Annotated in this window: 11 protein-coding genes and 1 pseudogene; 6 read left to right on the top strand and 6 right to left on the bottom strand. The window is 70.9% G+C overall.

Translation table 11 applies throughout. From position 1 onward, the window contains the following. Positions 1 to 41: 41 nt before the first annotated feature. The 3 genes from R6V09_RS38555 to R6V09_RS38545 all read right to left on the bottom strand — a co-directional run bounded on the left by R6V09_RS38555 (position 42) and on the right by R6V09_RS38545 (position 3621). Positions 42 to 404: a DUF1304 domain-containing protein gene (locus R6V09_RS38555; RefSeq protein WP_317886137.1), complete on the bottom strand. Its 363-nt coding sequence runs from the start codon at positions 402 to 404 to the stop codon at positions 42 to 44. A 74-nt stretch (positions 405 to 478) separates the two neighbouring features. Beyond that, positions 479 to 2110 carry an amidohydrolase gene (locus R6V09_RS38550; RefSeq protein WP_317886136.1) on the bottom strand — a complete coding sequence of 544 codons (1632 nt, stop codon included), beginning with the start codon at positions 2108 to 2110 and terminating at the stop codon, positions 479 to 481. Positions 2111 to 2130: 20 nt separating this feature from the next. Next, entirely contained in the window at positions 2131 to 3621 is a 1491-nt protein-coding gene (locus tag R6V09_RS38545) for an APC family permease (protein WP_317886135.1), read from the bottom strand. Between the two features lie 136 nt (positions 3622 to 3757). Between R6V09_RS38545 and R6V09_RS38540 the strand changes: the two genes are divergently transcribed. The 3 genes from R6V09_RS38540 to R6V09_RS38530 all read left to right on the top strand — a co-directional run bounded on the left by R6V09_RS38540 (position 3758) and on the right by R6V09_RS38530 (position 5456). After that, positions 3758 to 4477, top strand: a complete 720-nt coding sequence (locus R6V09_RS38540; RefSeq protein WP_317886134.1) for a TetR/AcrR family transcriptional regulator — start codon at positions 3758 to 3760, stop codon at positions 4475 to 4477. A gap of 16 nt (positions 4478 to 4493) precedes the next feature. After that, complete coding sequence (locus R6V09_RS38535) at positions 4494 to 4958, top strand: pyridoxamine 5'-phosphate oxidase family protein (RefSeq protein ID WP_317886133.1); 465 nt, start codon at positions 4494 to 4496, stop codon at positions 4956 to 4958. A gap of 111 nt (positions 4959 to 5069) precedes the next feature. Further along, positions 5070 to 5456: a VOC family protein gene (locus R6V09_RS38530; protein ID WP_317886132.1), complete on the top strand. Its 387-nt coding sequence runs from the start codon at positions 5070 to 5072 to the stop codon at positions 5454 to 5456. Positions 5457 to 5477: 21 nt separating this feature from the next. Here the strand turns inward: R6V09_RS38530 and R6V09_RS38525 are convergent, their stop codons facing one another. Further along, positions 5478 to 5780 (bottom strand): DUF4235 domain-containing protein, encoded by a 303-nt coding sequence (locus R6V09_RS38525; RefSeq protein ID WP_317886131.1) that lies wholly within the window; start codon positions 5778 to 5780, stop codon positions 5478 to 5480. 287 nt (positions 5781 to 6067) lie between these two features. Then, positions 6068 to 6517 (bottom strand): nitroreductase family deazaflavin-dependent oxidoreductase, encoded by a 450-nt coding sequence (locus tag R6V09_RS38520; protein ID WP_317886130.1) that lies wholly within the window; start codon positions 6515 to 6517, stop codon positions 6068 to 6070. A 200-nt stretch (positions 6518 to 6717) separates the two neighbouring features. Between R6V09_RS38520 and R6V09_RS38515 the strand changes: the two genes are divergently transcribed. From R6V09_RS38515 to R6V09_RS38505, 3 genes are all read left to right on the top strand, one after another. Continuing rightward, positions 6718 to 7161 carry a nuclear transport factor 2 family protein gene (locus tag R6V09_RS38515; RefSeq protein ID WP_317886129.1) on the top strand — a complete coding sequence of 148 codons (444 nt, stop codon included), beginning with the start codon at positions 6718 to 6720 and terminating at the stop codon, positions 7159 to 7161. A 140-nt stretch (positions 7162 to 7301) separates the two neighbouring features. After that, positions 7302 to 8525: a cytochrome P450 gene (locus R6V09_RS38510; protein WP_317886128.1), complete on the top strand. Its 1224-nt coding sequence runs from the start codon at positions 7302 to 7304 to the stop codon at positions 8523 to 8525. A gap of 13 nt (positions 8526 to 8538) precedes the next feature. Next, a complete protein-coding gene (locus R6V09_RS38505; RefSeq protein ID WP_317886127.1) occupies positions 8539 to 8775 on the top strand; it encodes a ferredoxin in 237 nt (78 codons plus the stop codon). Positions 8776 to 8798: 23 nt separating this feature from the next. Here the strand turns inward: R6V09_RS38505 and R6V09_RS38500 are convergent. Next, positions 8799 to 9010 (bottom strand): annotated as a pseudogene (locus R6V09_RS38500) (RNA polymerase subunit sigma-70); the annotation flags it as partial.

Here is a 9010-nt window from a genome sequence, read left to right as displayed (position 1 = left end):
CCGGGTGCGGGCGGCCCGCTTGTCCTCGGGCTCGGCGCGGCTCACCGGGCGATCAGGACCGCGGCCAGGGCCAGCGCGCCGGGCAGCGCCTGCGCGAACAGGATGCGCCGGTTCGCCGTCAGCGTGCCGTAGACGCCCGCGACCACCACACAGCTCAGGAAGAACACCTGGGCGCGGAAGCCGGTCGGGTCGGCGGCGATCAGGCCCCAGACCAGGCCCGCGGCGAGGAAGCCGTTGTACAGCCCCTGGTTGGCGGCCAACGGCGCGGTGGCTCTTGCCATTTCGGGGTCGAAGCCGTGCAGGCCGCGACCGGGCTTCTTCTGCCACAGGAACATCTCCAGCACCAGGATGTACAGATGCAGCGCGGCCACCAGGCCAACCAGCACGTTCGCGAGCGTTTCCACGATCAGTCGACCCCTCGTTGTCTTGGACAGGTGTCCACTATAACTGGACACCTGTCCATGTACGACCACGTCGATCACACCCCGTGGGCCGCGTACACCTCCGCCCCTCCCACGTAGGTGAGCGCCACCCGCGTCTCCGCGATCTCCTCCGGCGGAGCGGCGAATGGATCACGGTCCAGGACCACCAGATCCGCCAGCGCTCCCGCCGCCACCCGGCCGGTGTCGTCCAGATGGTTCGCGTACGCCGAACCCGCGGTGTACGCCGTGAGCGCCTCCGCGAGCCCGATGCGCTCGCCGGGCAGGAACACCGGCCCGGTGCCTCCGGGTTCGACCCGGTTGACCGCGACATGGATGCCGTGCAGCGGATCGGGACTGCTGACCGGCCAGTCGCTGCCCGCCGCGAGGGTGGCCCCGGACCGCAGCAGCGCCCCGAACGGGTACTGCCACAGGGCCCGTTCGGGCCCGAGGAACGGAATCGTCAGCTCGTCCATCTGCGGCTCGTGCGCGGCCCACAGTGGCTGGATGTTCGCGACCGCGCCGAGCCGCGCGAACCGCGCCACGTCGTCCGGGTGCACCACCTGAAGATGCGCCAGATGCGGCCGGGTGTCACTCGGACCGTTCGCCTCCCGCGCCGCTTCGACCGCGTCCAGCGCGTTCCGTACGGCCCGGTCGCCCAGCGCGTGGAAATGGCACTGGAACCCGAGCGCATCCAACTCGGTGACGTACTTGGGTAGTTGATCCGGGTCGATGAAGCTCGTGCCCCGATTGCCCGTGGCGCAGCCGCACTTGTCGAGGTAGGGGTCGAGCAGGGCGGCTGTACCGGTCTCGGCGACCCCGTCCAGCATCAGCTTCACGCTCCCCGCCCGGAACCGGCCGTGGCTCAACGCGGCCCGCCGCTCGACCAGTTCGGGGATCTGCTCGGCCCCGCGCTCCCGGTCCCACCACAGCGCGCCGACCACACGCGCGGTGAGCGAGCCGTCGCGGGCGGCGGTCAGATACGCGTCCGACGGATCGTCCATCCCCGCGAACTTCCCGACGATCGCGTCCTGCCAGGCCGTGATGCCGAGCGCGTGCAGATGCCGCTGGGCGTGCAGCAGCGCGGCCAGCCGGTCGGCCGGGGTGGTCGGTGGCGTGAGGCTGCCGACCAGCTGCATCGCCCCTTCCTGGAGCGTCCCGGCCGGTCCACCCGAGGCGTCCCGCTCGATCCGACCGTCCGCCGGGTCGGGTGTGTCCCGCGTGATGCCCGCCAACTCCAGTGCACGGCTGTTGACCCAGGCGCCGTGATGGTCACGGTTGGGCAGATACACCGGCCGGTCCGGTACGACCGAGTCCAGCAGCTCCTTCGTCGGCGTACCGCCCTCGAACGCCTCCATCGACCATCCGCCCCCGGTGATCCACTCCCGCTCGGGATGCGCGTCCGCGTAGGCCCGCACGGCGGCGAGGGTGTCCTGCGCGGTCCTGGTCCCCGTCAGATCGCACTGGGTCAGCTCAAGCCCCGCCGGCACCGGATGCACATGCGCGTCCTGGAACCCGGGCAGCAGCAACCGCCCGGCCAGATCGACGACTTGGGTGCCCGGTCCGGCGAGGTCGCGCACCTCGGCATGTCCTACGGCCGTGATGCGGTCGCCGGTGACGGCCACGGTGGTCGCGGTGCGGCCGTCGGGAGTGAGGACGGGGCCGTTGGTGAAGAGGAGGTCTGCGTGCATGGTCCGTTTCCTTGCCGGGGTCATCGAGAGGCGGCGAGCAGCTGCGGAGCGTCGGCGTCGGTGCCCCGACCGGACTGGAAGTAGGGCGACCTGCGTACCCACTTCGCCCAGGCGGCGGCCACGAAACCCGAGACGATCATCGCCGCCGGGGTGAGCAGCAGGAACCAGCCGTTGTCCGCGCTGACTTCGAGGTGGTCGGTGGACGTGTAGAAGGACCAGGCGAGGTAGCCGCCGAGCCCCAGCAGGGCGAGGGCGCTCAGCGTGGGCAGCACCACCGCGCGCACGCCCTGCCGCCAGTCCTCGCGGAGGAGGGAACGGAACCGTACGGCGGCGGCGAGGGCGGTGAGCGCGTAGGAGAGGGCGACGACGATGCCTACGGCGTTCACCGTCGCCATGATCATGTCGGCGAGGCGGGAGATCACCAGCGCCAGTGCGGCAACTGCCGTCGCCAGCGCGCCGATCAGCAGGGTGCCGAGGGCCGGAGTGCCGTAGCGTGCGCTGACCTTGGACCAGACTGGGCCGAGCGTGCGGTCGCGGCTCATCGCGAACATGCCCCGGGCGGTGGGGATCACGCCGGCCTGGAGCGAGGCGACCGCCGAGAACATCAGCGCGACGAGCGGTAGCGCGGCCAGTGGCTGGGAGGCGAGCCTGTCGCCGAAGTACGCCAGCCCTTGCGCGCCGTGGCCCGCCAACTCGCCCTCGGACAGCACCCGTTGGAAGGCGATCGAGCCGAGCAGGAACAGGCCGAGCATCGTCACGAGGGTGATGAGGCCGGCCCGGGACGCGTCACGCGGGTCGCGCACCTCCTCGTTCACGGTGAACGCGGCCTCGAATCCCCAGTAGCAGAACACCGAGAGGAGCAGGCCCTGCGCGAGCGCCGCCGCCGACGGGATCGCGAAGGGGTCGAACCAGCTCAGGCTGAAGGCGTGCGGGCCGGTGACGATGCCGTAGCCGCAGAAGCCGAGCAGGACGACGTACTCGAAGATCAGCAGTCCGGTCTGGAGGCGGGCCGCGGTGCGGACGCCGGTGACCGCGGTGAGGGTGACGGCGACCAGGACCACGATGCCCACGGCGGTCGTCTGCGCAGTCGAGCCCGGGTCCAGGGTGAGGCCGCCCACCGCGTGCACTCCGGCCTCCCCGGCGAGCTGGATCATGGCCGAGCCGGTGACCGCCGTGGTGTACGCGAGGAACGCGATCGTCGCGACGATGTTCACCCAGCCGACCAGGAAGCCGAGCCACGGAGTGAGTGAACGGCCCACCCACACATAGCCGTTGCCCGCGTTCGGCTCGACCTTGTTCAGCCGGGAGTAGGCGCCCGCGATGCCCAGGATCGGCAGGAACGCGAGCAGCATGATGGCCGGCAGATGCAGCCCGACCACCCCGGCGGTGACGCCCAGACCGATGCCGATGCTGGTGGTCGCGGCGGTGCTGGACGCGGCGATGGCGACGCCGTCCAGCAGACCGAGGGACTTGCGCAGTGCGGGCCCCGACGGGGGTGGCGTGTCGATCATGGCGTGCTCTCCGCTCGCACCGGGGGGCCCGAACGGCCCCGGTGAACGCACATGAAACTGCCCGCGCACTTAACAGGTCAACGGTGTTGTCATAAGGTGCGGACACGCGGCACACGAGCATCGAGGAGGTCGTCGTATGAGCGAGCGTGTCGTCCCGGCCGCCGACCGGCGGCGCAGACGTCCCACCAAACAGGGCGTCGTCCTGTCCGAAGAACTGATCGTCGAGACCGCCCTCAGACTGATCGAGGAGCACGGTGCCGACGCCCTCTCCGTACGCCGACTCGGCCGCGCCCTCGGCGCCGACCCCAGCTCCCTGTACCGCTACTTCCGGCACGCCGACGACCTGATGCTGGCCGTCGCCGACGAGCTGATCGGCCGCACACTGCGCACCTGGCACCCCACCGGCGACTGGCTGGCCGACCTGCGGGACCTGGGCCTGCGCATGCACGCGGGCGCGCTCGCGCACCCGAGGGCGGCGATGCTCAGCTCGTACCGGGTGACCGGGCGGGTGTACGAGATCCAGGCCGTGGAGACGATCCTCGGAGTGCTGCGCGGGGCCGGTTTCCCCGACGTCGACGCGGTGCGGATCTACCACGCCTACGTCGACCAGGCCCTCGCCTTCGGCGCCCTCGACTCCGCGAACACGGCGCTGCCGAAACCGGCCCGCGAGGCGGAGGCCGCCGTATGGCAGGCGACATACGCACGACTGCCCGCCGACACGCACCCGCACATCGCGGCCACCGCCCGCCATCTCGTGGCCACCATGCGGCACAGCTCCTACCCCGCGGCGCAGGACCTGCTGCTCGGCGCGGCGGCGGCCCGGCTCGCCGAGATCCGTGCGGCGGCCGAGGGGTGAACGGCAAACTGGGGCCATGACCCAAGAGCCCGCACGCACCGCGAAACAGCGCACGCAGGACACGCTCCGCCGGCTGGAACAGGATGAGGACGCCTGGGTCGCCACGGCCGGTGCGGACGGGGGAGCGCCCTATCTCGTCCCGCTGTCTTTCGTGTGGGACGGCACGACCCTGCTGTTCGCCACGCCGGCCGCGAGTCCTACGGGCCGGAACCTCGCGGCGACCGGCGTGGCCCGGATCGGCATCGGGCCGACCCGGGACGTAGTGATGATCGAGGGCACGGTCGTGATGCTGACACCCGCCGACCTGCCCGAGGAGGACGCCGAGATCTTCGCCTCGAAGACCGGCTTCGACCCACGGCAACTGGCCACGCCCTACAGCTACTTCAGGGTGCTTCCGCGGCGCGTCCAGGCCTGGCGGGAGGCCGACGAACTCAAGGGACGCGACCTGATGCGCGACGGGGAGTGGCTGACGGCCGGCTGAAAGGTTCGCCGATCGGGGCCGACCGTCGGCATCAACTGGCCGAACGGGGATATCCGTTGGGTGCGTGGCAACCGGACTCGACCCTTGCGCGCCTGAATCCTCGGAGGACACATGGCACTCGTGAACGCTGGTTTTGTGGTGCTCGACGCGGTCGAGCCGGAGAAGCTCGCCGTGTTCTACACGGAGTTGCTGGACGGCGAACAGACGGACATCTCGGTCGACCAAGTGGAGATCAGGGGTGCCGACGGCATCCGGCTGGCGTTCCGCCGCGACGCCGGCGCCACCCCGGCGAGCTGGCCCCGCGCCGAGAACAACCAGCAGGTCCACCTGGACTTCCTGGTGGAGGACCTGGACGAGGCGGAGCGCCGGATCATCGGCCTCGGCGGACGCGCGCTGGAGACCAAGGACATGCCGGGCCCGTACGAGGAGCGCGTCTACGCGGACCCGGGCGGCCACTCCTTCACCCTCCGCCCGGTGCCGCCGACGACATCCGGATAGGGCTGAGGCCCCTCAACCCCCTTACTTCCGGCCGCCCTTGTCCTTCGCCGGCCAGATACCGGTCGAGCGCTCGATGGCCTTCGCGCCGGTGCGGTCCGCCGCGCTGCGCGCCACCGCGAACAGGGCGCCGTGGAGCGCGGCGGCGAACAGGATCTCGGCCCAGCCCCGGTCCCGGTCCAGCGGGTCGGGGGCGTCCTCCTCGTGCCGTATCGCCTTCCACGTGGCGCGGAAGGTGCGGCCCGCGAGGGCGCCGCTCACCATGCCCAGGACGAGACCGACGGGCTGGTAGACGAGGGGGAGTTTCTTCTTCTTGTTCTTGGCCACGGGGGTCTCCTTCTGCGGACGAGAGGGCGGGCCGGGACGGTCGGCACCCCGACGGTGCCATCGAAACCGGTGCTTCGGTAGAGGGACCTTCGGGGGTGGTGGGCGAGGATGAGCGACACGGCCCACAACCAGGGGCGTCATGGACGACCGGCCCGCGCCGGACGCAGCGGAAAGCCCCGCCGCGACGGGGGAGCGCGGCGGGGCCTGAAGGGCGGGTGCCCGGCGGGCACCGGGTCATGCGCCTCGGAACAAGAAATCTCCTCCGGGCTGTGGACCGGCCTGAAGTGTCAGCTTCCGTCGGCCGGTTCGAGGACGAACACCGGGATCTGCCGGTCCGTCTTCGTCTGGTACTCGGCGTACGGGGGATACGCGGCGACCGCCCGCTCCCACCACTCGGCCTTCTCCTCGCCGGTGACCTCCCGGGCCGTCAGATCCCACTTCTGCGGGCCGTCCTGAAGCTCCACCCGGGGGTCGGCCTGGACGTTGAAGTACCAGACCGGGTGCTTGGGCGCGCCACCCTGCGAGGCGACCACGGCATACCGTCCGTCGTGCTCGACCCGCATCAGCGGGGTCTTCCGGATCTTCCCGCTCTTGGCGCCCACGGTCGTCAGCAGGATGACGGGCATACCCGTGTCCATCAAGGTCGTCCCCTTGGTGCCACCGGAGCTCTCGTACAGCTCCACCTGGTCGCGCACCCACTGCGTCGGGCTGGGTTCGTACTCGCCCTCAAGAGGCATGGCATCCGTCCCATCTCGCGTTCTACGGCTGTCTCGCACCGAGATTCAACACCAGCCGACGCGCGATTCATCCACACCGCGACCCTCTTCGGCCACGCTCCCTCCACCGGGTGACTACCCCCGAGGTAATCGCGCCGGCACGGCCCCTCCGGCACAGTTCGACACCCCGCACGATCACCGGACGAGAAGAGGGCACCCGCATGTCCGCGACCCCGACCACACGCACCGTCGTCGAGGACCTGCTCCACCGGATCGGCCACGCCGGGCCCGAGCACATCGCGGAGCTCTACGCCGAGCACGCCGACTGGAAGCTGAACTGGCCCGAGGACGAGCACGGGCGGGCCGCCACGCCGTGGATCCGGCACCGGGCCGGCCGCGCCGACGCCGCCGCCCACTTCCGGGACATCGCCGCTCACCATGTGCCGGAACAGGCGGCCACGGAGATCGAGCGCGTCCTGGTCGACGGGGCGGACGCGGTCGTGTTCGGCGAGATCCGGCTGACCGTCAGGTCCACCGGACGGCCGTATCGCGCCAGGTTCGCCCTGCACCTCACCGTCCGGGACGGGCTGATCGTCCGTCATCACGTGTACGAGGACAGCCTCGCCGTGGCCCGTGCCTTCGGCGGCGGATCGGGTGCGCGGTGACCATGGGGCCGCGAACCGGACCGCCGGGTTCAGCCAGATTGTAGGGACCACCGATCTGGCCGAACTTCAGGTGGCCTCATAGGTGCCTCGGGCATCTAATGAAGATCGGCACGACGCACTCTTCGTCTGCGAGGTCTTCCATGACGGATCTGACGGATCTGACAGCCCCGGCCGACCTGACCGAACCCGTCGCCTTCCCCCAGAGCCGCACCTGCCCCTACCACCCGCCCACCGGCTACGACCCCCTCCGCGCCGCCCGCCCGCTGACCCGCATCACCCTCTACGACGGCCATCCGGCCTGGCTGGTCACCGGCCACGCCACCGCCCGCGCGCTGCTCGCCGACCAGCGCCTGTCTTCCGACCGCACCCGCCCCGGCTTCCCCGCCACCACCCCGCGCTTCGCGGCGTTCCGGAACCGTACGGCCGCACTCGTCGGCGTCGACGACCCCAAGCACCGCACCCAGCGCCGCATGATGATCCCCGGCTTCACCGTCAAACGCGCCACGGCGATGCGGCCCGACATCCAGCGGATCGTCGACGAACGGCTCGACGCGATGATCGCCCGGGGCGGGCCCGCCGACCTGGTGCCCGCGTTCGCGTTGCCCGTGCCCTCGATGGTGATCTGCGCGCTGCTCGGCGTCCCGTACGCCGACCACGAGTTCTTCGAGGCGCAGTCCCGGCGGCTGCTGCGCGGTCCCGGGCCCGAGGACAGCCAGGACGCACGCGAGCAACTCGACCACTACCTGGGCGAGTTGATCGACCGCAAGCAACAGGACCCGGGCGAGGGACTGTTGGACGACCTCGTCCGGCACCAGTTGAACGAAGGGGCCCTGGACCGCGCCGAGTTGACCGCCCTCGGCCTCATCCTCCTTGTCGCGGGGCACGAGACGACCGCCAACATGATCTCCCTCGGCACGTTCACGCTGCTGCGCCATCCCGAGCGGCTGGCCGAACTGCGGGACGATCCAAGGCTGTTGCCGGACGTGGTCGAGGAGCTGATGCGGACGCTGTCGATCGTGGACGGTCTGATGCGGCTGGCCGTCGAGGACATCGAGGTGGACGGCGTGACGATCCGGGCCGGCGAGGGAGTGCTCTTCTCGACCTCGGTCGTCAACCGCGACGAGGACGTCTACACCGCCCCGGACGCCCTGGACTGGCACCGGCCCGCCCGTCACCACATCGCGTTCGGCTTCGGCATCCACCAGTGCCTCGGCCAGAACCTGGCCCGCGCCGAACTGGAGATCGCCCTGCGCAGCCTCTTCGACCGGCTGCCCACGCTGCGCCTGGCCGCACCGGCGGAGGAGATCCCCTTCAAACCGGGCGACACGATCCAGGGGATGCTGGAACTCCCCGTGACCTGGTAAGAGGCTGCGTTCCATGCACACCGAAATCCACATCGACAAGGACCTCTGCATCGGGGCGGGCCAGTGCGCTCTGGCCGCCCCGGGCGTCTTCACCCAGGACGACGACGGCTACAGCACGGTGCTGCCCGGAAAGGAGGACGGCGCCGGCGACCCGATGCTCCGCGAGGCGGCCCGCGCCTGCCCGGTGACCGCGATCACGGTGACCGACACGGCAGTGACCGACACGGCAGTGACCGACATGACGGGCTGAGCAGGGTCTGTCGCACGAGTTGATCAAGCCCCCGCTCCCAACACAGCCACCTCGACCCCTCGCAACCGCTCCCGATCCGCGATCACCTCGTACCCGGCGACCCGCCCGCCCTCCACCGTCACCCGGAGCGCGAGCAGCAGCCGTCCGCCCGGTGCGACCACGATGCCCACGTCCCCGTCGACGAGGGCGGGCGCGGCGAACCGGGTCCGGTCGCGCAGCAGCACCGTCCCCTCGG

Origin of the sequence: Streptomyces sp. W16, assembly GCF_033194735.1 — a bacterium.
Lineage (GTDB): Bacteria > Actinomycetota > Actinomycetes > Streptomycetales > Streptomycetaceae > Streptomyces.
The sequence above is the reverse complement of the archived record's forward strand: the minus strand, read 5'-3'. Positions and strand labels throughout refer to the sequence as shown.

What these genes read in the sequence shown, in the direction of transcription:
- R6V09_RS38550 (WP_317886136.1), bottom strand. Translation starts at nt 2,110, where the DNA reads ATGCACGCAGACCTCCTCTTCACCAACGGCCCCGTCCTCACTCCCGAC.
- R6V09_RS38545 (WP_317886135.1), bottom strand. Translation starts at nt 3,621, where the DNA reads ATGATCGACACGCCACCCCCGTCGGGGCCCGCACTGCGCAAGTCCCTC.
- R6V09_RS38540 (WP_317886134.1), top strand. Translation starts at nt 3,758, where the DNA reads ATGAGCGAGCGTGTCGTCCCGGCCGCCGACCGGCGGCGCAGACGTCCC.
- R6V09_RS38535 (WP_317886133.1), top strand. Translation starts at nt 4,494, where the DNA reads ATGACCCAAGAGCCCGCACGCACCGCGAAACAGCGCACGCAGGACACG.
- R6V09_RS38530 (WP_317886132.1), top strand. Translation starts at nt 5,070, where the DNA reads ATGGCACTCGTGAACGCTGGTTTTGTGGTGCTCGACGCGGTCGAGCCG.
- R6V09_RS38520 (WP_317886130.1), bottom strand. Translation starts at nt 6,517, where the DNA reads ATGCCTCTTGAGGGCGAGTACGAACCCAGCCCGACGCAGTGGGTGCGC.
- R6V09_RS38515 (WP_317886129.1), top strand. Translation starts at nt 6,718, where the DNA reads ATGTCCGCGACCCCGACCACACGCACCGTCGTCGAGGACCTGCTCCAC.
- R6V09_RS38510 (WP_317886128.1), top strand. Translation starts at nt 7,302, where the DNA reads ATGACGGATCTGACGGATCTGACAGCCCCGGCCGACCTGACCGAACCC.
- R6V09_RS38505 (WP_317886127.1), top strand. Translation starts at nt 8,539, where the DNA reads ATGCACACCGAAATCCACATCGACAAGGACCTCTGCATCGGGGCGGGC.